We start from the raw sequence: 26,195 nt of genomic DNA, 5'->3' as shown, positions 1-26,195 counted from the left end.
TAAAACACAAAGCATAAGTAATTTTATATTATGCTTAATAATAAAACCTACCTATGGAAAATAGCCGAATACACATACCAACTAACATCCACACATATAGTAAAATAAATCACAACCGGTGCTGAAAAACTAGACTGATCTATTGCATAAAATGAACACAAGCTCTCTACTTAAAAGTGCAATACAAACACTCATCACTTAACTTTTCCTCTTCCTTTTCCTCCTACCTCTACCACTTCCACGACTTGAAGAAGAAGCTTCGTCTTCAGTAGGAGTTGATTCGCTAGCAGGTGGTGGTGAAGGTGGCAAACCACGGTTCATCAATGCTGCCAATCTCACCCCTATATCCCCCTCTCCAGAATAAGTATAAGCAGCAGCAGCAGCAGCAGTAGTAGTAGTAGTAGTAGTAGTTACTACCGATGAAACACTGCCCATACCTACAGATGCCGAAGATAAAGACCCAGCAGCAGCTACACTATTACTGGATGACATAGAAGAAAGCATAATGGAAGAAGTCTCACCAGCACTATGCCTACTCATAAATGATTTCTTAGGTCCATAAAGAGAAGCACTGACAGGAAGTGTAGGAGATTCTTTTATCTCAACGGAAGTAAAGGAAGAAGCACTAGTTGTGAGCACCACCATCCTCTCAGATGTAGAAGAAGACGATCCATCTCCTAAAACTCCCAAAGGAGAAGAAGTACCGACCATAGACAATCCGACTTCCTCTCTAGCCAACGCTGACACCTCTGGAGTAGGATGGGCAGAAACATCAACGACCAGTGCCTCTTCCCCAGATAAACCAGCTGCAGAACTGCCATTAGCTGCTTCATCAGCATGAGATACCGCTATCTGTGCTACTCGTCCTTTCATCCCTGAAACTGCCACAGCAGGAAGACCAACCCTCCTACGGGCATTAATAAAATCTTCCCCAGAAAGAACAGTAGATGATGATCCCTCTACAGGTCCTAATGAAACAGAAAACAAACTAGTGAGTCTACCCCAATCTTCTACAAAAATACTTTCCACAGCTTCTACAATAGCATCACTCAAACGTAACCAAAAATTTCCTAAATCTTTTCCTATTAATGACAACAAGCCACGGCCAGAAGTACCACCTGGCCTGACACTAAAAAGAGAGTAAATAAAACCGGGACAGAGACTACCATAATACTCGGCAAGGCAATTAGCCACAAAGCTAGTTTTATAAAGCATCATATTAGTTGTAAGCCAAGCACACTGCTCATACCCTGAAAGCCTACTCAGGGCATCCATCACTTGAGCTCTTATCACAGACGAGTAAGTACGCCTAGCCAATGTACTAATCTCACAGATAAGAATATCAAACATTCCTTTAACCTCAGGAAGCACTTCAAGCCCAAACAAATCCACAGAATCACCACCATGAGGTGACACATGCACTCCCATTCCTCCAGTAATTGAATCAAAACATGACGACGAAGAAGTACCAGCCTTAGCACAAGCATCAACAAAATCTCCTCCACAAAGAGCAGATAATCCTTCTCCAGGTTCTAATTGGGAAAAAAAGGAAACAGAAAAGTTCATAGCAAGTTCAGACCACTTTGCAACAAAAAAACTACCAACAGCTCTAAAAATGGCTTGATCTAAAAATGTCCAAAAATCTCTTAAGCTGTTTCCCATTAGTGGAAAAAAGCAACGACTAGAAGAATCCCATACTTTGACACTACAAAGATGTTTAATAAATTCGGGAAGGAGATTAGCACAACACGCAGCAAAGCACTTAGCCACAAATTTGGCCTCATAAAACTTCTTGTTAATTAAGCACCAAGCACATCGTACAGTATTTGAAAGTCCACGCAGAGCATCTGACGCTGGAATTTCTACCATACACAGGTAAAAACTTTCAGCCAATGCACAAACATCTGATATGAGTTTGCTAACCACTTCTCTAAACTCAGAATGCACTACAAACCCAAACAAATCTACACAACCTGGTGGTAAAAGAAAAGAAGGATCAGGACGCAGTGAAGACGCAGCAATAGCAACAGCTGCAGCACGAGCAGCACTATTGGAAATGGGATCGGAATCGGGACCTGTAATAGGAACGCAACTATCAGCAGCTCGATCTTGAACAATACCAAGATCGGCAGCAAAAGCATGGGCTTGAGCAACAACATGATCGGCAGCGACAGCGGCAGCGCGAGCAGCGGCAACGCGAGCAGCGGCAACACGATCAGCAACATCGCGAGCACGAGAACGAGCACGAGCACGGGCACGAGCACGGGTGGCATTAGAATCGGTATCTGGGGTAAAAACGGCAGCGCGAGCAGAGGCATCAAAGTTGGCACGAGCATCAGCAGCAAAGTTGGCACGAGCAGCAGCAGCAGCAGCAGCAGCGTGGCAATTACGAGCGGTGGTAACAACACTATTGAGAATGACAACGAAATCGATATCTAGACTAGTAACAGAACTATCCGCAGCTCGATCTTGATCAACAACAAGACTGGCAGCAAAAGCGCGAGCTTGAGCAACAACATAATCGGCAGCGGCAGCTGCAGCGTGAGCGTCGGCAGCACGAGCGGCAACAGAGCGAGCATAGCTATCCATAGAGCGAGCACTAGCACGGGCACGGGCTGGATCAGGATCAGTGGTAGAGGCAGCACGATCATGAGCACGAGCAGCAGCAGCAGCAGCAGAGCTGACGCGAGCATCAGCAACTCTAGCAGCAGCGTGATAACTACGAGCGGCGGCAACAACACTATTGAGAATGATACCAAAATCTAAATCTTCAGTGCGAGCGGCAGTAGTTATAGAAGAAGTGGTAGCAGACAATTCTGGATTTGAGCTGGCGGAAGCAGAATGAACAGAAGTGGCAGTAAGTATAGAGCCAGTAGCACAATGCTTGGAAGCAGGTCCCTTGCCCTTGTCACTCCTACCGCCACTATCACCCTTACCCACAGAGGCAATAGCACTAGTGGAAGTAGTAGTAGCAGTGAAGGTAGCAGCAACATAAGTAGTAAGAGCAGAGGAAGTAGTAGCAGTAGTAGAAACAGCAGCAACGGTAGCTACACCAAATTCACCACCAGGCAAAATCTGAACCTGCTGCAAAGCAATACCTGCAGTTTGATCAGAAGTGCCACCATTACCCTCAGGATCAGAGCTAGCAGCACCAGCTCCAGTTACAGGGCTCACAACAAACTCCCTCCTTTTTATTCATGTTCATCACTGTCAGTTTTGTCAGTCGCTATTGATTTTTTATCTACGTTATCGTCATTATCAATTTACATCCTAATACACGCCACCCTTGCACCAGAAACGCAACATAAGCAGATACTTTAGGCACTTACCCTCGACTACAACAAAACACAGAGCGCGTGGAAAGAACACACACCTTGCTACCTGCATGCCACGGAATGCGCAAAGCTTTGGGGTAACACAAGCACAATAGAAAAAACAACGCACCAACTGAAAGAAACCAAACAAACCAAATATTGTAAATCTACACGAGTTTATTATGTCTTACGCATCACACAAAGACACAAATTTAATACTATGCTGAACAACAAAACTCACATGTAGGAAACAGTAAAATACATATACCAACTAGTCATACTTATATCGTCAAACAAATCACAATCTGTAACAAAACCTGACAAATATACACAAAACCTCAACGCAGACACAAAACAATCTAAGCTATTACAATGCAACACTTTACTACAAAAATATTGCTAATAAGAAATACCTCAAAAATAACTCTCACAACATAAAATGAACGCAAACAACTCACTCAATCAACACATAGTGCAACATAAAAAAGACCAATACTAACCACTTAACTTCTCCTCTTCCTCTTCCTCTTCCTCCCACCTCTACCACTTCCACGAGTTGAAGAAGAAGCTTCACCTCCCGTAGGAGCTAACTCACTAGCAGGTGGTGGTGAAGGTGGTAAACCTCGATTTAGCAACGCTGCCAACCTCTCTCCTATATCAACCTCCACAGGAGCAGTACCAGTAGTAGTAGCTAATGGTGGAACGCTACCCGTCATCGCCACGGGTACAGAAGATAGAGGTCCAGAAGATACAATACTACTGGAGGACATCGAAGCAGAAGACATACCGGAAGAAGAAGTCACACCAGCTCTATATCTACTCATAAATGATTTCTTAGGTGCAACAGGACCAGCAGAAGAACCTATTCTAAGAGCAGGGGAACCTATTCTAGGCATAGTAGTAGAAGATCCTCCTACCTCAACAACAGAAGAACTAGTAACTAAAGAAGCACCAGTTGTTGGCATTACTGTCCTCTCAGATGATTCACCTTCTAAAACTCCCAGATCAGCAGCAGCGCCAACAATAGGCAATCCAACTTCTGACACTTCCACTTCTTCTCCAGCCAACACTAGCATCTCTGAAGTAGAAGGAGCAGAATCAATAGCCAATGCCTCCCCAGATAAGGGAGTCCTATCTCCTAATTCTCCCGATACTAAAGAATAATCGTCGACAAATATGACATCCCCAACATCCCCCTCAGTAACCACTAAGACTTCGGACGATACAACACCAACCGGTAATCCAGTTTCTTCTGCCGTAAAAAATAACGGCGGCGGATCCAAATAAGGAGGAGGAGGAGGAGGAGGAATATCAAAAACAGAAGTAGCAACTACAGAATTATCACCAGCTGCTACAGAACAACTACCACCAGCTACGGATACACCAGCAGCCACATAACTACCACTAACTACCTCAGCAACACGAGATACTGACCCTCTCCCCGCTGCTCCCCGTACTCTAATCCCTGAAGCTGCCAAGTTAGGAACACCAGACTTATCACTAGCACTAATAAAATCTCCCACACGAAGAACAGTAGACGATGACTCCTCTCCAGGGCCTAATAGAACAGAAAACTGACTAATTAGTTCCCCCCACTTCGTTCTAAAAATATCTTGTACAATTCTCATAACAGTCACACTCAGAGACACCCAAAAACCTCTTAAACTATCTCCCGTCAATGGCAAAAAGCTACGACCAGAAGCATCCCCAGGTATGACTCTAAAAAGAGAGCAAATAAATTCAGAACAAAGTCCATCACAATAATCGAGAAGGAACTTATAAACAAAGCCAGTTTTGTAAACCATCATATTAGTTATAAGCCAAGCATATTGTTCAGAAAATGAAAGCCTTTCCAGGGCACGCGACACTGGAACTGCTACTACACGTGAGTAAGTCTGTCTAGCCAATGCACTAACCTCACAGGTAAGAACATTAACCATTTCTTCAACCTCAGGAGATACTTCAAATCCAAACAAATCTACAGAATTATCACCAGCTGAAGAACCACCATCATGAGATGCTACTCGCGCTCTCACTCCTTCAGAAGCTAAATAAAATCTTGAAACTGATGACGAAGAAGTACCAACACTAGCACAAGCATTAACAAAATCTTCTCCACAAAGACCAGATGATCTCCCTACAGTGCCTGACGCATCAGGAAAGCGACCAATAAGTTCGTACCACTTTGACATAAAAAAAACCACTACAGATTTTAAAATAGCTTTATCCAACGATAACCAAAAATCTGCTAACCTTTTTCCCGTTAATGGCACCAAGCTACGACTAGAAGAATCCCATACTTTGACACTGCAAAGATTGCTAATGAAAGTAGGAAGTAACTTATAAGAATACTCAGCAAAGCACCTGGCCACAAATTTGATCTCACAAAGCTTCCCATTAGTTAAATACCAAGCACTCCGTTCAGAACTTGAAAGATTACGGACAGTATCTGTCGCTGCTCTTGTTATATAGTGGTAAATAATATTTTTAGCCAATGCACTAACCGCAGATATGAGTCTGTTAACTACTTCACTAAACTCAAGAGATACTGCAAACCCAAACAAATCTACAAAACCTGGTGGCATAAGAGAGGAATTAGGAAGCAATGAAGATATAGAGGAACCAGCAACAGCAGCGGTACGAGCGCCGCTATTGGAAACGGGATCGGAATCGGGACCTTGACTAGGAACGAGACTATCTGCAGCTCGATCTTGAGCAACAATATGATCGGCAGCAAAAGCACGAGCTAGAGCAACGACACGATCGGCAGAGTCAGCTGCAGCGCGAGCAGCAGCAGCGCGATCTTGAATATCTGCAGCGCGAGCACAAAAACGATCACGAGCACGAGCACGAGCACGACGGGCACGGACACGAGCGTCATTATCGGTATCGGAAGCGCCAACACGAGCAGCGGCATCAAGGTTGGCAAGATCAGCAGTAGCACGAGCAGCAGCAGCAGCAGCAGAGTTGGCGCGGGCATAAGCAGCATCAGCAACAGCGCGGTAACTACGAGCGGAGGCAACAACACTATTGATAATAATCCCGAAATTGGGGCATGTAATGCAAACTCGACTATCTGCAGACCGAGCTAGAGCAGCAACTAGATCGGCAGCGACAGCTCTAGCTAGAGCAACAACACTGTCGGCAGAGGCAGCGGCAGCGCGAGCAGCGGCAGCGCGAGCAGCAACATCGCGAACACATTTATCCATAGCGCGAGCACAGGCAAGGGCACGGGTACGGTCTGGATCAGGATCGGCATCAGGGATAGAAGCATCAACACTGACATGAGCACTAGCAGCAGCAGCAGCAGTAGAGCTAGCGCGAGCATCAGCAACATCAGAAACAGCGTGGCAACTACGAGCAGCGGCAACAACACTATCGAGAATGGCCTTAAAATCTGAATAGACAGTACAAGTACGAGCGGCAGTAGTTACAGAAGAAGTGGGGTCAGATAATTCTGGACTTGCGTCAGCGGGATCAGGATGAACAGTAGTAGCAGAAATCACAGAACCAGAAGCAGCACAACGCTTGGGGGCAGGCCCCTTGCCCTTGTCACTCCTACCTCCACTGCTACCCTTACCTACAGAGGTAGTAGCACTACTAGTGGAGGTAGTAGCAGAAGTAGTAAGCACAGTAGAAGAAGTAAGCACAATAGAAGTAGTAACAACCGAGGAAGTAGCAGCAGCAGTAGACACAGCAGCAACAGCAGCAGCTACACCCAATCCGCTACCAGGCAAAATCTGAACCTGCTGCAAGCCACCACTGTCAGCTTGATCATCATCATCATCATCAGGACCAGCACCACTTGCTCCAGTTATAGGATTCACAATCAAATTCCTTTTTCATTTATTATTGTTGATAGCTATTATTGATTTTTTATCATCATTATCGTTATTATTATATATCCTAATACAATCCCCGCTTACATCAGAGGCACAACATAGACATATACTCTAGGCAACCACCCTCAACTACAGCAAAATACAGAGCGCATAGAAGAAAAACATTACACTACACAACTACCCACATGACCAGGGAAATGCAAGACTTGGAGCAAACAGGGAAACACACCGTAAAACTGCACACCAAGTGAAAGAAATCAAGCAGACCAAATATAGGTCAACATACGAACAGCAACACACACGAGCTTATTCCTTATTATGCATCGCACACGAAAACTAAACAATTCAATACTATGCTGAACAACAAAACTCACCTATGGAAAATAGCCAAACACATACCTCAACTAACACCCATACATATAGCAAAATAAATCACAACCAGTGCCAAAAAAATAGACAAAACCCATACAAACGCAGACACACTAGTAACAATCTAAGACTAATCTGTTACAATGCAACACTACATTACAAAATCATCGTTAACAAGCAACATCCAAATCACTCACAACATAAAAAACACAAGCAACCCACTCAATTAACATACGTGCTACAAATAGGACAATACCAATCACTTAAATTCTCCTCTTCCTTTTCCTTCTGCCCCCCAACACTTTCCCAACTTGAAGAAGAAGCTTCGCTTTCAGTAGGAGCCGATTCGCTGGCAGGTGGCAGTGAAGGTGGCAAACCACGCACCAATGATGTCAATCTCCCTCCTATATATTCCTCCCCAGGGTAAGTATAAGCAGTAGTAGTAGTTACTACCGATGAAACACTGCCCATACCTACAGACGTCGAAGATAAAGGTTCAACAGATACAGTGCTACTGGATGGCATAGAAGAAGAAGTCATACCCGAAGAAGAAGCTCCATCATAACTGCATCTACTCATAAATAATTTCCTAGGTCCACCAAGAGGACCACTTCTTAATAACTGTAGGATATTACTTTACCTCAACAGAAGTAACGAAAGAAGAATTAGTTGTTAGCACCACTATCCGCTCAAGTGGAGAAGGAGATGATCCATCTCCTAAAACTCCCAAAGCAGCAATGGTACCGAACATAGACAATCCAACTTCTTTCCTAACCAACATTGGAGATTATGAAGAAGAAGGAGTAGAAAGATCAACAACAAATACCTCTTTCTTAAATAAGGTAAAGAAGTACTATCTAGTAATCCACCCGATAATTCTGGTGCTATTCCAGGAACAGGTGAAACATCTACAGAACTACTAGCAATCACAGAAGCAGAACTACCACTAGATACTTCAGCAACATGAGATACAGCTCTCAGTGCTGCTACTTACTCTCTTCGTCCTTGAAATTGCCAACGGAGGGGCACCAGACGAGCATTAACAAAATCTCTCCCACAAACAACAGTGGATGATGATTCCTCTCCAGGTTCTGATGGAACAAAAAATTGCCTAATGAATTCATCCAACTCTTCTACAAAAACACCCTCCACAGCTTCTAAAATAGCATTACCCAAAGATAACCAAAAATCTCTTAAACTATTTCCCGTTAATGACAATAAGCTATGATCAGAAACATCCCCAGATCTAACACTAAAAAGAGAGCAAATAAAATCAGGACAAAGCTCATCATAATAATCGGCAAGGCACCTAGCCACAAAGCCAATTTTATAAAGAATCATGTTGCTTGTAAGCCAAGCACGTTTTTTCAGAATATGAAAGGCTGCTCATGGAATTCAACACCTGAATTCTTACCAAAGAGGAGTAAATAGATCTACCCAATGCTTAACCTCGGGAAGTACTTCAGACCCAAACAAATCTACATAATCACTACCATGAGGTGCTGCCTGCACTATCATCCCTCCAGCAATTGAAGCAAATCTTGAAACTGATGGCAAAGAAGTAGCATCCTTAGCACAAGCATCAAAAAAATTTCCTCCACAAAGAGCAGATGATACCTCTCCAGGGACTAATGAAAAAAAAGAGGGAACAGAAAAGCGCGTAGTAACTATAGTCCACTTTACAAAAAGATCCCTTAAAAAACTTAAAATGCCTTGATCTAAAGATGCCCAAAAATCTCTTAATCTACTTCCCGCTAATGGCACCAAGCTACGACTAGAAGAATCTCATGCTCCTACACTGCCAAGAGGGTTAATAAATTCAGGAAGGATCGTAGAAGAATGCCCAGCAACGCACCTGGCCATAAATTTGGTCTCATAAAGCTTCATATTAATTAAGCACAGCACATTGCAATTCAGAATTTGAAAGCTCACGAAGAACATTTGACACCGGAGATCTTACCACATGCGGGTAAATATTTTTGGCCGATGTACAAATCTGATACATGAAATTGCTAACCACTTCGCTAAGCTCAAAAGGCACTACAAAACCGAACAAATGTGCAAAACCTAGTGGCACAACAGAGGAAGAATCAGTAAACAATGAAGATGTAGGAGAACCGGCAATGGCAGCGGCAACACAAGCACGAATGCTATTGGAATCAGTAGGGTACGGTCAGCTGCAGTGCGGCGAGCGCGAGAGTTAGCAGTGCAAACACTATCAGGATCGTTATCGGGAATGGTAACAACAACACTAGCTTCAGCCTAAACACAATCGGAAACACCCGGAGCTCCCAAAGCTTCGGAAATCTCTGAACTCCACACAAGTAACAAACATTCCTTGAGCTTAACAACTATATCAGCAAAAAATAATTCTCTAAATCTATCTACTTCCTCAGTACTAAATTTCTTAATCTCTCCAGCAAAGAGATTATGAGAATAAACAACCATACTATGAACTTTAGCAAGATAATCCCTAAAAAGATTACCTATATCTACTTCTAAAATATAAAACAATTCATCATGTAACCAGAAAAAATATGTTATTACATTACAAAATCAACACATGATAAAGAGAACTCTCGAATATGAGATCTAAAAAATGTAGCGGCCTTTCCTTCAAGGTCATGTAAAAAACTATCTTCCATTCTACGTAATTCTTACCAATCCGAAGTACAAACATCGAAACAGCAATAATTTGTAGTTATAGAATGAGTGGAATCAGATAATTCTGAACTCGCACCAACAGAAACAGAATGAATGGCAGCAGGAACTACAACACCAACATCACAACGCTTAGTAGCAGTCCCATTGCCCTTACTACTCCTACCAGCATACTACCCTTACCTACAGAGCCAGGCTAACCCTGAACCTGCTGCAAAGCAACACCTACAATTTTATCAGAAGTGCCACCATTATCCTCAGGATCAGAACTAGCACTACCAGCTCCAGTTACAGGGCTCACAATAAACTCCCTCCTTTTTATTCATGTTCATTACTGTCAGTTTTGTCATTCGCTATTTATTTTTTATCTACGTTATCGTCATTATCAATTTACATCCTAATACACACCACCCTTGCACCAGAAACGCAACATAAGCAGATACTTTAGACACTTACCCTCGACTACAACAAAACACAGAGCGCGTGGAAAGAACACACACCTTGCTACCTGCATGCCCCGGAATGCGCAAAGCTTTGGGGTAACACAAGCACAATAGAAAAAACAACGCACCAACTGAAAGAAACTAAACAAACCAAATATTGTAAATCTACACGAGCTTATTATGTCTTACGCATCACACAAAGACACAAATTTAATACTATGCTGAACAACAAAACTCACATGTAGGAAACAGTAAAATACATATACCAACTAGTCATACTTATATAGTCAAACAAATCACAATCTGTAACAAAACCTGACAAATATACACAAAACCTCAACGCAGACACAAAACAATCTAAGCTATTACAATGCAACACTTTACTACAAAAATATTGCTAATAAGAAATACCTCAAAAATAACTCTCACAACATAAAATGAACGCAAACAACTCACTCAATCAACACATAGTGCAACATAAAAAAGACCAATACTAACCACTTAACTTCTCCTCTTCCTCTTCCTCTTCCTCCCACCTCTACCACTTCCACGAGTTGAAGAAGAAGCTTCACCTCCCGTAGGAGCTAACTCACTAGCAGGTGGTGGTGAAGGTGGTAAACCTCGATTTAGCAACGCTGCCAACCTCTCTCCTATATCAACCTCCACAGGAGCAGTACCAGTAGTAGTAGCTAATGGTGGAACGCTACCCGTCATCGCCACGGGTACAGAAGATAGAGGTCCAGAAGATACAATACTACTGGAGGACATCGAAGCAGAAGACATACCGGAAGAAGAAGTCACACCAGCTCTATATCTACTCATAAATGATTTCTTAGGTGCAACAGGACCAGCAGAAGAACCTATTCTAAGAGCAGGGGAACCTATTCTAGGCATAGTAGTAGAAGATCCTCCTACCTCAACAACAGAAGAACTAGTAACTAAAGAAGCACCAGTTGTTGGCATTACTGTCCTCTCAGATGATTCACCTTCTAAAACTCCCAGATCAGCAGCAGCGCCAACAATAGGCAATACAACTTCTGACACTTCAACTTCTTCTTCTCCAGCCGACACTAGCATCTCAGAAGGAGAAGGAGTAGAAACCTCAACAACCAATGCCTCTTCATCAGATAAAGATGAAGAAGGCCTGCCTCCTAATTCTCCCTCCGATACCGAAGAATGGTCATCGATAAATACAACATCGTCATTAGCCCCCTCAGTAATCACTAAGACTTCGGACTCTACAACATCAAGCGATAATCCAGATTCTTCTGCCGTAAAAAATAACGGCGGTGACTCCGAAGAAGTAGGAGGAGGAGGATCAATAACAGAAGTAGCACTTACAGATACACCACCAGCTACAGACACACCAGCAGCCACAGAGCTACCACTAGCTACTTCAGCAAAGTGAGATAAATCTCTCCGTGCTACTACTCGTGATCTACTCATAGCTGAAATTGCCAACACAGGAACACCAGTATTATCACGAGCACTAACAAAATCTCCCACACAGAGAACAGTAGACGATGATTCCTCTCCAGGGCCTAATAGAACAGAAAACTGACTAGTTAGTGCACTCCACTCCTCTAAAAAAATATCTTGTAAAACTCTCATAATAGTACCACTCAGGGATATCCAAAAACATCTTAAACTATCTCCTGTCAATGACAACAATCTGCGATCAGAATCATCCCCAGGTATGACTCTAAAAAGAGAGCAAATAAATTCAGAACAAAGCCCACCACAATAATCGAGAAAGAATCTATACGCAAAGCTAGTTTTATAAAGCATCATATTAGTTATGAGCCAAGCACATTGTTCAGAAAATGAAAGCCTTCTAAGGACACGCGACACTGGAACTGCCACTACAGACGAGTAAGTACGTCTAGCCAATACACTAACCTCACTGATAAGAACATTAACCATTCCTTCAACCTCAGGAGATACTGCAAACCCAAACAAATCTACAGAACCACCATCATAAGATGCTACTCGCGCTCTCATTACTTCAGAAGCCAAATCAAATCTTGAAACTGATGAAGAAGAAGTACCAGCCCTAGCACAAGCATTAACAAAATCTCCTCCACAAAGATCATATGATTCCTCTACAGAGCCTGACGGAGCAGAAAAGCGCCCAATAAGTTTGTACCATTTTGACATAAAAAAACCCACTACAGCTTTGAAAATAGCCCTGTCCAAAGATGCCCAAAAATTTGCTAACCTGTTTCCCGTTAATAGCACCAAGCTACGACTAGAAGAATCCCATACTTTGACACTGCAAAGAGCGTTAATGAAAGTAGGAAGTAACTTAGAAGAATACTCAGCAAAGCACTTGGACACAAATTTGAGCTCATAAAGCTTCCCATTAGTTAAACACCAAGCACGACGTTCAGAATTTGAAAGATTACAGATAACATTTAAAACTGTTTTCGTTATGTAATAGTAAATGACATTTTTAGCCAATGCACAAATCTCAGATATGAGTTTGTCAACCACTTCACTAAACTCAAGAGATACTGCAAACCCAAACAAATCTACAAAACCTGTTGGCATAAGAGAGGAATCAGGAAGCAGTGAAGATGTAGAAGAACCGGCAACATCGGCAGTACAAGAGCTATTGGAAATGGGATCAGAATCGAGGCCCGGACTAGGAACGCGACTATCATCAGCAGCTCGATCTTGAGCAACAACAAGACAGGCAGCAAAAGCACGAGCTTGAGCAACAACAATATCGGCAGCGGCAGCGGCAGCGCGAGCATCGGCAGCACGAGCGGCAATAGAGCGAGAATAACTGTTCGCAGCGCTGGCACGGTTACGGGCACGGCGGGCGCAGGCACGAACGGCACCAAGATCGGCATCTGTGGTAAAAGGGTCAGCACAATCAACAGCAACATCACGAGCACGAACAGCATCAGCAGCAGCACGGTTAGCAATATCAGCAGCAGCAGCAGCAGCGCTGGCGCGAGCAGCAACAACATCAGCATCAGCGTGGCAATCACGAGCGCTGGCAACAACACTACTGAGAATAACATCGAAATCGGCACTTCCTAGACCAGAAACTAGACTATCCGCACCTTGATCTCGAGCAGCAATAAGATTGGCAGCAAAAGCACGGGCACGAGAAACAACAAGATCGGCAGCGGCAGCGGCAGTGCGAGCATCAGCAGCGCTAGCAGAAGTATAGAGAGCATGTCTATCCATAGCATGGGCACTGGCAAGGGCACAAGCACGGGCACGGGTTAGATTAGGATCAGTATCGGGGATGGCGTCAGCACGATTACGAGCACAAATAGCAGCAGCAGCAGCAGAGCTGGCGCGAGCATCAGCAGCATCAGAAGCAGCGCGACGAGTACGAGCGGTTTCAATAAGGCTATCGAGAATGATATTAAAATCTAAATCGGCAGTGGTAGTATGAACGGCAGTAGTTACAGAAGAAGTGGTAACAGATAATTCTGGATTTGCGCTGGCGGGAGCAGAATGAACAGAAGTGGTAGTAAGTACAGAACCAGTAGCATAACGCTTGGGGGCAGGTCCCTTGCCCTTGTCACTCCTACCGCCACTGCTACCCTTACCCACAGAGGTAGTAGCAACAGTGGAGGTAGTAGCAGAAGCAGCAAGTACACTAGAAGTAGTAACAACAGAGGAAGCAGCAGCAATAGTGGAGATAGCAGTAACGGAGGTAGCTACATCCAATCCACCACCAGAAGTATGAACCTGCTGTAGGACACCACTGTCAGCTTGATCAGCACCGTCATCACTAGGACTAGCACCACCTACTCCAGTTACAGGATTCACAGTCAAATTCCTTTTTCATTTATTATTGTTGATTTTTTATCACCGTTATCGTTATTATATATCCTAACACGCTCCACTCTTACATCAGAAGCACAACCTGGACATATATCCTAGGCGTTCACCCTCAAATACGGTAAAATGCAGGGTGCATAGGAAAAACGCCTCACACTACTCAACTACCCATATGACCAGGGAAGTGCGAGACTTTGGAGTAAGCGGATCAAATATAGATCAACATGAACAGCAACTCACACGAGCTTATTCTTTTCCTTCCTTATTACGCATCGCACACAAAAACTAAACAATTCAATGTTACGCTAACAACAAAACTTACCTATGTAAAATAGTCAAACACATACATCAACTAATATCAATACATATAGTAAAATAAATCACAATCAGTGCCAAAAAACTAGACAAATCTACACAAAACCCATATCAACGCAGGCGTACTAGTAACAATCCAATACTAATCTATTGCAATGCAACACCACATTACAAAATCACTACCAATAAGCAACATCTCAAAAATCACTCACAATATAAAATAAACACAAGCAACCTACTCAATCAACATACCGTGCTACAAATAAGACCAATACTAACCACTTAACTTCTCCTCTTCCTCTTCCTCCCACCTCTACCACTTCCACGAGTTGAAGAAGAAGCTTCACCTCCCGTAGGAGCTGATTCACTAACAGGTGGTGGAGATGGTAAACCTCGATTCAGCAACGATGCCAACCTCTCTCCTATATCACCCTCCCCAGGAGCAGTACTCGTAGTAGCGGCTAATGGTAAAACGCTACCCGTCGTCGCCACGGGTACAGAAGATAGAGGTCCAGAAGATACAATACTACCGGAGGACGTCGAAGCAGAAGACATACCGGAAGAAGAAGTCATACCAGAACGATACATACTCATAAATAATTTCTTAGGTGCAACGTGACCACCAGAAGAGCCTATTCTAAGAGCAGGAGAACCTATTGTAGGCATAGTAGTAGAAGATCCTCCTACCTCAACAACAGAAGAACTAGTAATTGAAGAAGCACCAGTTGTTGGCACTACTGTCCTCTTAGATGATTCACCTTCCAAAACTCCCAAAGCAGAAACAGCAGCACCGACCATAGGCAATACAACTTCTGACACTTCAACTTCTTCTTCTCCAGCAGACACTAGCATCTCAGAAGGAGAAGGAGTAGAAACTTCAACAACCAATGCCTCTTCATCAGATAAAGATGAAGAAGGCCTGCCTCCTAATTCTCCCTCCGATACCGAAGAATGGTCATCGATAAATATAACATCGTCATTAGACCCCTCAGTAATCACTAAGACTTCGGACTCTACAACATCAAGCGATAATCCAGCTTCTTCTTCCGTAAAAAATAACGGCGGCGACTCCGAAGAAGTAGGAGTAGGAAGAGGAAGAGGAGGAGGAGGAGGAGGATCAAGAACAGAAGTAGCACTTATAGATACACCAGCAGCCACAGAACCACCACTAGCTACTTCATCAAAGTGAGATACATCTCTCTGTGCTACTACTCGTGCTCTACTCACCGCTGAAATTGCCAACGCAGGAACACCAGTCTTATCACGAGCACTAATAAAATCTCCCACACAAAGAACAGTAGAAGATGATTCATCTCCAGGGCCTAATAGAACAGAAAACCTACTAGTTAGTAAACTCCACTCCGATGCAAAAGTATTTTGTACAATTCTCATAATATATTCACTCAGAGATATCCAAAAACCTCTTAAACTATCTCCCTTCAATGACAACAATCTGCAATCAGAATCATCCCCAGGCATGACTCTAAAAAGAGAGCAAATAAATTCAGAACAAAGCCCCCCACAATAATCGAGAAAGAATCTATACACAAAGCTAGTTTTATAAAGCATCATATTAGTTATAAGCCAAGCACATTGTTCAGAAAATGAAAGCCTTCTCAGGACATACGACACTGGAACTGCCACTACAGACGAGTAAGTACGTCTAGCCAATGCACTAGCCTCACTGATAAGAGCTTTAACCATTCCTTCAACCTCAGGAGATACTTCAAATCCAAACAAATCTACAGAACCACCGCCAGCTAAAGAACCACCATCATGAGATGCTACTCGCACTCTCATTCCTTCAGAAGCCAAATCAAATCTTGAAACTGATGACGAAGAAGTACCAGCCCTAGAACAAGCGTTAACAAAATCTCCTCCACAAAGATCATATGATTCCTCTACAGCGCCTGACGGATCAGAAAAGCGATCAATAATTTCGTACCACTTTGACATAAAAAAACCCGCTACAGCTTTGAAAATAGCTCTGTCCAAAGATGCCCAAAAATTTGCTAACCTGTTTCCCGTTAATAGCACCAAGCTACGACTAGAAGAATCCCATACTTTGACACTGCAAAGAGCATTAATGAAAGTAGGAAGTAACTTAGAAGAATATTCAGCAAAGCACTTGGCCACAAATTTGAGCTCATAAAGCTTCCCATTAGTTAAACACCAAGCACGCCGTTCAGAACTTGAAAGATTACGGAGAACATTTAAAACTGTTTTCGTTATGTAATGGTAAATGATATTTTTAGCAAATGCGCAAACCTCAGATATGAGTTTGTCAACCACTTCACTAAACTCAAGAGATACTTCAAACCCAAACAAATCTACAAAAGTAAGCAATGAAGATGTAGAAGAACCGGCAACATCGGCAGTACAAGAGCTACTGGAAATGGGATCGGAATCGGGACCTGTACTAGGAACGAGACTATCCGCAGCTCTATCTTGAGCAACAACAAGACAGGCAGCAAAAGCACGAGCTTGAGCAACAACAATATCGGCAGCGGCAGCGGCAGCGCGAGCATCGGCAGCGCGAGTGGCAAGAAAGCGATAATACCTATCCGCAGAGTTGGCACGCTTACGGTCACGGAGAGCACAGGTACGAACGGCACTAAGATCGGCATCTGTGGTAGAAGGGTCAGCAAAAGCAACATCACGAGCACGAGCAGCATCAACAGCAGCACAGTCGGCGCGAGCAGCAGCAGCAGCAGCGGAGCTGGCGCGAGCAGCATCAACATCAGCAGTAGCGTGGCAATCACGAGCACTGGCAACAACACTACTGAGAATAATATCGAAATCGGCACCTCCTAGACCAGGAACTAGAATATCAGCACCTCGATCTCGAGCAGCAATAAGACTAGCAGCAAAAGCACGGGCACGAGAAACAACAAGATCGGCAGCGGCAACAGCAGCGTGAGCATCGGCAGCGCGAGCAGAAATATAGAGAGCGTGTTTATCCATAGCACTGGCACGAGCACGAGCACGGACACGGGCACGGGTTGGATCAGGATCGGGAATGGCGTCAGCACGATCATGAGCACGAGCAGCAACAGCAGCAGCGGAGCTAACGCGAGCATCAGCAGCAGCAGCAGCAACACGACGAGCACGAGCGGTTTCAATAACGCTATTAAGAATGATATCAAAATTGAAATCGGCAGGAGTATGAGCGGCAGTAGTTACAGAAGAAGTGGTAACAGATAATTCTGGATTTGCGCTGGCGGTAGCAGAATGAACAGAAGTGGTAGTAAGTACAGAACCAGTAGCATGACGCTTGGGAGCAGGTCCCTTGCCCTTGTCACTCCTACCGCCACTGCTACCCTTACCCACAGAGGTAGTAGCAACAGTGGAGGTAGTAGCAGAAGCAGCAAGTACACTAGAAGTAGTAACAACAGAGGAAGCAGCAGCAATAGTGGAGGTAGCAGTAACGGAGGTAGCTACATCCAATCCACCACCAGGTAAAGTATGAACCTGCTGTAGGACACCACTGTCAGCTTGATCAGCACCGTCATCACTAGGACTAGCACCACCTACTCCAGTTACAGGATTCACAATCAAATTCCTTTTTCATCTATTATTGTTGATTTTTTATCACCGTTATCATTACCATATACCCTAGAACGCTCCACGCTTACATCAGAGGCACAACCTAGACGTATACTCTAGGCACTCACCCTCAAATACAGCAAAATGCAGGGCACATAGAAAAAACGCCTCACACTACTCAGCTACCCATATGACCAGGAAAATGCAGGACTTTGGAGTAAGCAGATCAAATATAGGTCAACATGAACAACAACTCGCACGAGCTTATTCTTCTCCTTATTACGCATCGCACACAAAAACTAAACAATTCAATGTTACGCTAACAACAAAACTTACCTATGTAAAATAGCCGAACACATACATCAACTAATATCAATACATATAGTAAAATAAATCACAATTAGTGCCAAAAAACTAGACAAAACCCATATCAACGCAGACGTACTAGTAACAATCCAATACTAACCTATTGCAATGCAACACCACATTACAAAATCATTGCCAATGAGCAACATCTCAATCACAACATAAAATGAACACAAGCAACCCACTTAATCAACATACCGTGCTACAAATAAGACCAATACTAATCACTTAACTTCTCCTCTTCCTCTTCCTCCTACCTCTACCACTTCCACGAGTTGAAGAAGAAGCTTCACCTCCCGTAGGAGCTGATTCACTAACAGGTGGTGGAGATGGTAAACCTCGATTCAGCAACGATGCCAACCTCTCTCCTATATCAACCTCCCCAGGAGCAGTACCAGTAGTAGTAGCTAATGGTGAAACGCTACCCGTCGTCGCCACGGGTACAGAAGATAGAGGTCCAGAAGATACAATACTACCGGAGGACGTGGAAGAAAAAGACATACCGGAAGAAGAAGTCATACCAGAACGGTACATACTCATAAATAATTTCTTAGGTGCAACGGGACGACCACCAGAAGAACCTATTCTAAGAGCAGGAGAACCTATTGTAGGTATAGTAGTAGAATATTCTTCTACCTCAACAACAGAAGAACTAGTAGCTGAAGAAGTGGTAACTGAAAAAGCACTAGTTGCTGGCACTACTGTCAACTCAGATAATTCACCTTCTAAAACTCCCAAATCAGGAACTGCAGCACCGACCATAGGCAATACAACTTCTGACACTTCAACTTCTTCTTCTCTAGCCAATACCGGTGACGAAGAAGCAATAACAACAACAGACACTTCAACTTCTTCCTCTCCAGCCAACACTAGCATTTCTGAAGTAGAAGTAGAAGGAGCAGAATCAACAGCCAATGCCTCTTCCTCAGATAAAGAAGTCCTACCTACTAATTCTCCCTCCGATACCGAAGAACCATCGTCGACAAACATAACACCCTCACCAGACCCCTCAGTAACTACTAAGACTTCGGACTCTACAACACCAAAAGATAATCCAATTTCGTCTTCCATAAAAAATAACGGCGGCGACTCTAGGGGAGGAGAAACAGCAGAAGCAGAAGCAGAAGTAGCAGTAGAAGTAGAAGTAGAAGCAGTAGTAGTAGTAGTAGTAAAACCAAGAACAGAACTACCACTAGTTACTTCAGTAACATGAGATACCGCCCTTCTCCTTGCTGCTCCTCTTACTCTTATCGATAAACCAGACCCCGAAGTTGCCAAGTTAGGAACACCAGCCTTATCACGAGCATTAATAAAATCTCTCACACAAAGAACAGTAGATGATGATTCCTCTCCAGGGCCTGATATAACAGAAAACTGACTAATTAGTGCTTGCCACTCCGATGCAAAAATATCTTGTACAATTCTCATAATAGTCTCGCTCAGAGACAACCAAAAACCTCTTAAGCTATTTCCCGTTAATGACAACAAGCTACGACCATAAGTATCCCCAGGTATGACTCTAAAAAGAGAGCAAATAAATTCAGAACAAAGTCCACCACAATAATCGAGAAAGAATCTGTACAGAAAGCTGGTTTTATAGAGCGTCATATTAGTTATAAGCCAGGCACATTGTTCGGAAGATGAAAGTTCCATCATGGTACGAGACACTGGAACTGCTACCACAGACGAGTAAGTACGTTTAGCCAATTCACTAACCTCACGGGTAAGAACATTAACCATTTCTTGAACCCCAGGAGGTACTTCAAATCCAAACAAATCTACAGAATCACCACCATGAGGTGCTACTCGCACTCTCATTCCTTCAGAAGCTGAATCAAATATTGAAACTGATGACGAAGAAGTATCAGACTTGGCACAAGCACTAACAAAATCTCCCCCACAAAGAGCAGATGATCCCTCTTCAGGGCCTGACATAACGAAAAGGCGATCAATAAGTCCGCACCACCTTGACACAAAAAAACCGGTTATAGCTTCGAAAATAGATTCGTCCAAAGATGCCCAAAAATCTGCTAACCTGTTTCCCGTTAATAGCATCAAGCTACGACTAGAAGAATCCCATGTTCTGGCACTGCGAAGAGTGTTAATGAAAGTAGGAAGTAATTCAATAGAATACGCAGCAAAGCACCTGGCCACAAATTTAAGCTCATAAAGCTTCCCATTAGTTAAACACCAAGCACGTCGTTCAGAACTTGAAAGATTACGGAAAATATTTGACACTGTTCTTATTATGTAATAGGGAATAATATCTTTAGCCAATGCACGAACTCCAGATATGAGCTTGTTAACCACTTCACTAAACTCAAGAGACACTACAAACCCAAACAAATCTACAAAACCTGGTGGCATAAGAGAAGAAGAATCAGGAAGCAATGAAGATGTAGAAGAACCAGCAACAGCGGCAGTACAAGAGCTATTGGAAATGGGATCGGAATCGGGGTCTGAACTATCCGCAGCGAGATCTTGAACAACAACACAACCGGCAGCAAAAGCACGAGCTTGGGCAGCAGCAATATCGGCAGCAGCAGCAGCAGCGCGAGCAGCGGCAGCACGAGTGGCAAGAGTGCGATAGTAGCTGCCCGCAGCACGGGCACGGGCACGGGCACGGCGGGCACAAACACGAGCGGCAGCAGGATTGTTATCTGAGGCAGAAGAGTAAGCACGGGCAGCAGTAGCAATAGTAATATCACGAGCACGAGCAGCAGCATCAGCAGCAGAGTTGGCGCGAGCAGCAGCAGCAGCAGCAGAGTTAGCGCTGGCATCAGCAATATCAGCAGCAGCGCGGCAATCACGGGCGGTGTCAACAACACTATTAAGAATAATATTGAAATCAGCACCTCCTAGACTAGAAACTATACTATCCGCAGCTCGATCTTGAGCAACAATGAGAACGGCAGCGAAAGCACGAGCCTGATCAACAACAAAATCGGCGGCAGCGGCAGCAGCGCGAGCAGCGGCAGCGCGAGCAGCAACATCACGAGCATATTTACCCATAGCGCGAGCACTAGCAAGGGCACGGGCACTAGCTGAACCAGGATCGGTATAATCAGTGGTTAGAGCATCAGCACGAGCAGCAGCAGCCGCAGCAGAAGCAGCAGCGAAGCTGGCGCGAGCATCAGCATCAGCAACAGCAGCGCGGCGAGTACGAGCGGTTTCAGTAACGAAATTGAGAATGATATCGAAATCGGCAGCGCGAGTGCACGCGGCAGTAGTTACAGAAGAAGTGGGGCCAGATAATTCTGGATTTGTGCTAGCGTGAGTAGGATTAACAGAAGTGGCATAAACCACAGAACCAGCAGCACAACGCTTGGAAGCAGGTCCCTTGCCCTTGTCACTCCTACCACCACTGCTACCCTTACCCACAGAGGTAGTAGCAACAGTGGAAGTAGTAGCAGAAGCAGTAAGCACAGTAGAAATAGTAACAACAGAGGAAGTAGCAGCAATAGTGGAGACAGCAGTAACGGTGGTGGCTACATCCAATACACTACCAGGCAAAATCTGAACCTGCTGCAAGTCACCACTGTCAGCTTGATCATCATCACCAATAGGACCAGCAACACTTACTCCTGTCACAGGATTCACAGTCAAATTCCTTTTTTCATTTATTATTGTTGCTGGTTATTGTTGATTTTTTATCATCGTTATCGTTATTATTATATACCCTAATACAATCCCCGCTTATATCAGAGACACAACCCAGGCACACGCTTTAGGAACTCAGCCTCAACTACAACAAAACACAAAGCATAAGTAATTTGATACTATGCTTAACAATGAAACCTACCTATGGAAAATAGCCGAATACACATACCAACTAACATCCACACGTATAGTAAAATAAGTCACAATACGTGCTGAAAAACTAGACCGATCTATTGCAATGCAACACCTTGTTACAAGGTCATCGCCAACAAGCAACATCTCAAAAATCACTCACATCATCCACAACATAAAATGAACACAAGCCCTCTACTTAAAAGTGCAATACAAACACTCATCACTTAACTTTTCCTCTTCCTTTTCCTTCTGCCTCCAACACTTCCTCGACTTGAAGAAGAAGCTTCGCCTTCAGTAGGAGTTGATTCTCTAGCAGGTGGTGGTGAAGGTGGCAAACCTCGGTTCATCAATGCTGCCAATCTCACCCCTATATCCCCCTCCCCAGAATAAGTATAAGCAGCAGTAGTAGTTACTACCGATGAAACACTGCCCATACCTACAGATGCCGAAGATAAAGACCCAGCAGCTACACTACTACTGGATGACATAGAAGAAAGTATAATGGAAGAAGTCTCACCAGCACTATGCCTACTCATAAATGATTTCTTAGGTCCATAAAGAGAAGCACTGACAGGAAGTGTAGGAGATTCTTTTATCTCAACGGAAGTAAAGGAAGAAGAACTAGTTGTGGGCACCACCATCCTCTCAGATGTAGAAGAAGACGGTCCATCTCCTAAAACTCCTAAAGGAGAAGAAGTAACGACCATAGACAATCCGACTTCCTCTCTATCCAACGCTGGCACCTCTGGAGTAGGACGGGCAGAAACATCAACGACCAGTGCCTCTTCCCCAGATAAACCAGCTGCAGAACTGCCACTAGCTGCTTCATCAGCATGAGATGCCGCTATCTGTGCTACTCGTCCTTCCATCCCAGAAACTGCCACAGCAGGAAGACCAACCCTCCTACGAGCACTAATAAAATCTCCCCCAGAAAGAACAGTAGATGATAATCCCTCTACAGGTCCTAATGAAACAGAAAACAGACTAGTAAGTCTACCCCAATTTTCTACAAAAATACTTTCCACAGCTTCTACAATAGCATCACTCAAACGTAACCAAAAATTTCCTAAATCTTTTCCTATTAATGACAACAAGCCACGGCCAGAAGTACAGCCTGGCCTGACACTAAAAAGAGAGTAAATAAATCCGGGACAAAGACTATCATAATACTCGGCAAGGCAATTAGCCACAAAGCTAGTTTTATAAGGCATCGTATTAGTTATAAGCCAAGCACACTGCTCATACCCTGAAAGCCTACTCAGGGCATCCATCACTTGAGCTCTTATCACAGACGAGTAAGTACGCCTAGCCAATGTATTAATCTCATAGATAAGAATATCAAACATTCCTCTAATCTCAGGAAGCACTTTAAGCCCAAACAAGTCCACAGAATCACCACCATGAGGTGACACATGCACTCCCATTCCTCCAGTAACTGAATCAAAACATGACGACGAAGAAGTACCAGCCTTAGCACAAGCATCAACAAAATCTCCTCCACAAAGAGCAGATAATCCTTCTCCAGGTTCTAATTGGGAAAAAAAGGAAACAGAAAAGTTCATAGCAAGTTCAGACCACTTTGAAACAAAAAAACTACCAACAGCTCTGAAAATTGCTTGATCTAAAAATGTCCAAAAATCCCTTAAGCTGTTTCCCATTAGTGGAAAAAAGCAACGACTAGAAGAATCCCATACTTTGACACTGCAAAGATGTTTAATAAATTCGGGAAGGAGATTAGCACAACACGCAGCGAAGCACCTAGCCACAAATTTGGCCTCATAAAACTTCATGTTAATTAAGCACCAAGCACATCGTCCAGTATTTGAAATCCCACGCAGAGCATCTGATGCTGGAATTTCTACCATACACAGATAAAAACTTTCAGCCAATGCACAAACATCTGATATGAGTTTGCTAACCACTTCTCTAGACTCAGAATGCACTACAAACCCAAACAAATCTACACAATCTGCTGGCAAAAGAAAAGAAGGATCAGGATACAATGAAGACGCAGAAGAACCAGCAATAGCAACAGCTGCAGTACGAGCGCTATTAGAAGCGGTAGTGGGAGTGTCAAAAACATCACTAACAAGAATGAGATCAGAATCGTGACCTGGACTAGGAGAGCGACTATCCGCATCTCGATCTTGGGCAACAATATAACTGGCAGCAAAAGCATAAGCTTGAGCAACAACATGATCGGCAGCGACAGCGGCAGCGCGAGCAGCGGCAGCGCGAGCAGCGGCAGCGCGAGCACATCTATTCGCATCGCGAACACGGGCACGAGCACGGGCACGAGCACGAGTACGGGTGGCATCAGAATCGGTATCGGGGGTGAAAGCGTCAGCGAGATCATCGGCATTAAAGTCGGCAAGAGCATCAGCAGCACGAACAGCAGCAGAGTTGGCGCGAGCAGCAGCAGCAGCAGCAACAGCGTGGCAATTACGAGCGGTGGTAACAACACTATTGAGAATAGTATCAAAATCGGGACATGTAATAGGAATAATAGGAACTCGACTATCCGCAGCTCTACCTTGAGCAACAACAAGATCGGCAGCGACAGCACGAGCCCGAGCAACAACAAGATCGGCGGCGGCAGCTGCAGCGTGAGCATCGGCAGCACGATCAGCAATAGAGCTAGCATATCTATTCATAGAGCAAACACATGCACGAGCACGGGCACGAGCACGGGCACGAGCACGGTCTGGATCAGGACCAGTATTAGATATGTGAGCATCAGCACGAGCACGAGCACGAACAGCAGCAGCAGCAGCAGAGCTGGCGCGAGCATCAGCAACTCTAGCAGCAGAGTGGTAATTACGAGCAGCGGCAACAACACTATCAAGAACGATACCAAAATCTAAATCGTCAGTGCGAGTGCGAGCGGCAGTAGTTACAGAAGAAGTGGTAACATATAATTCTGTACTTGCGCCAGCGGGATCAGGATGAACAGCAGCATAAAACTTGGGAGCAGGTCCTTTGCCCTTCGTACCTATACCACTACTATTACCCTTACCCACAGAGGTAGTAGCACTAGTGTAATTAGTAGTAGCAGTTAAGGTAGCAGCAGCAGAAGTAGTAACAGTAGAGGAAATAACAGCAATAGTGGAGACAGCAGTAACGGCGGTAGCTACATCCAATACACTACTAGGCAAAACCTGAACCTGCTGCAAGCCAGCACCGTCAGCTTGATCATCATTACTAATACCATCACCACTTAGTCCAGTTACAGGATTCACAATCAAATTCCTTTTTTCATTTATTATTGTTGACGGTTGTTGTTGATTTTTTATCAATGTTATCGTTATTATTACATATACCAATACAATAATCTTACCACAGTTACTTACATGACCAGTACGGTGCAAGACTTCGTAGTAAACAACAAAGCACATCGTAAAACTACACAACAAATAAAATAGATTAGGCAAATCAAATATAAATCAACAAACGAGTTCATTCTATATCATGCATCACACACAAAACTACGGACCTATACTATGCCGAACAACAAAACTTACCTACGGAAATAGCCAAATACATATACCAACTAACATTCATACTCATGTGGTAAAATAAATCACAATCCGTGCTAAAAAACCATACAAACCCACGTAAAGACCACATCAACGCAGACACACAACAATCTAAGGCTAATCTATTGCAACGCAACACCACATTACAAAATCATTGTCAACGAGTAACATCTCAAAAACCACTCTCGCAACATAAAATGAACA

At 43.9% G+C, this 26,195-nt stretch carries 12 protein-coding genes; 1 reads left to right on the top strand and 11 read right to left on the bottom strand.

Features of this window, described 5'->3' with window-relative positions:
* Positions 1-198 precede the first annotated feature (198 nt).
* From A6733_RS10305 to A6733_RS10280, 6 genes are all read right to left on the bottom strand, one after another.
* A complete protein-coding gene (locus tag A6733_RS10305; RefSeq protein ID WP_176696797.1) occupies positions 199-3,174 on the bottom strand; it encodes a hypothetical protein in 2,976 nt (991 codons plus the stop codon).
* A 643-nt stretch (positions 3,175-3,817) separates the two neighbouring features.
* Positions 3,818-7,141, bottom strand: a complete 3,324-nt coding sequence (locus A6733_RS10300; RefSeq protein WP_092460752.1) for a hypothetical protein — start codon at positions 7,139-7,141, stop codon at positions 3,818-3,820.
* A gap of 606 nt (positions 7,142-7,747) precedes the next feature.
* Positions 7,748-8,104 carry a hypothetical protein gene (locus A6733_RS10295; RefSeq protein ID WP_092460750.1) on the bottom strand — a complete coding sequence of 119 codons (357 nt, stop codon included), beginning with the start codon at positions 8,102-8,104 and terminating at the stop codon, positions 7,748-7,750.
* 52 nt (positions 8,105-8,156) lie between these two features.
* On the bottom strand, positions 8,157-8,306 hold the full coding sequence (locus tag A6733_RS10290) for a hypothetical protein (protein WP_242641610.1): 150 nt from the start codon (positions 8,304-8,306) through the stop codon (positions 8,157-8,159).
* Between the two features lie 209 nt (positions 8,307-8,515).
* Complete coding sequence (locus A6733_RS10285) at positions 8,516-8,866, bottom strand: hypothetical protein (protein WP_092460748.1); 351 nt, start codon at positions 8,864-8,866, stop codon at positions 8,516-8,518.
* Between the two features lie 69 nt (positions 8,867-8,935).
* On the bottom strand, positions 8,936-9,289 hold the full coding sequence (locus A6733_RS10280; RefSeq protein WP_092411442.1) for a hypothetical protein: 354 nt from the start codon (positions 9,287-9,289) through the stop codon (positions 8,936-8,938).
* A 239-nt stretch (positions 9,290-9,528) separates the two neighbouring features.
* Between A6733_RS10280 and A6733_RS10275 the strand changes: the two genes are divergently transcribed.
* On the top strand, positions 9,529-9,729 hold the full coding sequence (locus A6733_RS10275; RefSeq protein WP_092403462.1) for a hypothetical protein: 201 nt from the start codon (positions 9,529-9,531) through the stop codon (positions 9,727-9,729).
* Between the two features lie 58 nt (positions 9,730-9,787).
* Here the strand turns inward: A6733_RS10275 and A6733_RS10270 are convergent, their stop codons facing one another.
* The 5 genes from A6733_RS10270 to A6733_RS10250 form a co-directional block, all read right to left on the bottom strand.
* The gene (locus tag A6733_RS10270; RefSeq protein ID WP_141663493.1) at positions 9,788-10,039 is read right to left on the bottom strand and encodes a hypothetical protein; all 252 of its coding nucleotides are present in this window, start codon (positions 10,037-10,039) and stop codon (positions 9,788-9,790) included.
* 1,091 nt (positions 10,040-11,130) lie between these two features.
* On the bottom strand, positions 11,131-14,421 hold the full coding sequence (locus A6733_RS10265) for a hypothetical protein (protein WP_141663492.1): 3,291 nt from the start codon (positions 14,419-14,421) through the stop codon (positions 11,131-11,133).
* 609 nt (positions 14,422-15,030) lie between these two features.
* Positions 15,031-18,300 carry a hypothetical protein gene (locus A6733_RS10260; protein WP_141663491.1) on the bottom strand — a complete coding sequence of 1,090 codons (3,270 nt, stop codon included), beginning with the start codon at positions 18,298-18,300 and terminating at the stop codon, positions 15,031-15,033.
* 588 nt (positions 18,301-18,888) lie between these two features.
* Positions 18,889-22,260: a hypothetical protein gene (locus A6733_RS10255; RefSeq protein ID WP_141663490.1), complete on the bottom strand. Its 3,372-nt coding sequence runs from the start codon at positions 22,258-22,260 to the stop codon at positions 18,889-18,891.
* 419 nt (positions 22,261-22,679) lie between these two features.
* Positions 22,680-25,694, bottom strand: coding sequence for a hypothetical protein (locus A6733_RS10250; protein ID WP_092460741.1), 3,015 nt, complete (start codon positions 25,692-25,694; stop codon positions 22,680-22,682).
* Positions 25,695-26,195 lie beyond the last annotated feature (501 nt).

Source organism: Candidatus Ichthyocystis sparus (genome assembly GCF_900078745.1).
GTDB lineage: Bacteria > Pseudomonadota > Gammaproteobacteria > Burkholderiales > 2013Ark19i > Ichthyocystis > Ichthyocystis sparus.
This window is presented reverse-complemented; position numbering and strand designations above follow the sequence as displayed.

Coding starts and splice junctions, on each gene's coding strand:
- A6733_RS10295 (WP_092460750.1), bottom strand. CDS start 8,104: ATGAGTAGATGCAGTTATGATGGAGCTTCTTCTTCGGGTATGACTTCT.
- A6733_RS10285 (WP_092460748.1), bottom strand. CDS start 8,866: ATGATTCTTTATAAAATTGGCTTTGTGGCTAGGTGCCTTGCCGATTAT.
- A6733_RS10275 (WP_092403462.1), top strand. CDS start 9,529: ATGAAATTGCTAACCACTTCGCTAAGCTCAAAAGGCACTACAAAACCG.
- A6733_RS10290 (WP_242641610.1), bottom strand. CDS start 8,306: ATGTTGGTTAGGAAAGAAGTTGGATTGTCTATGTTCGGTACCATTGCT.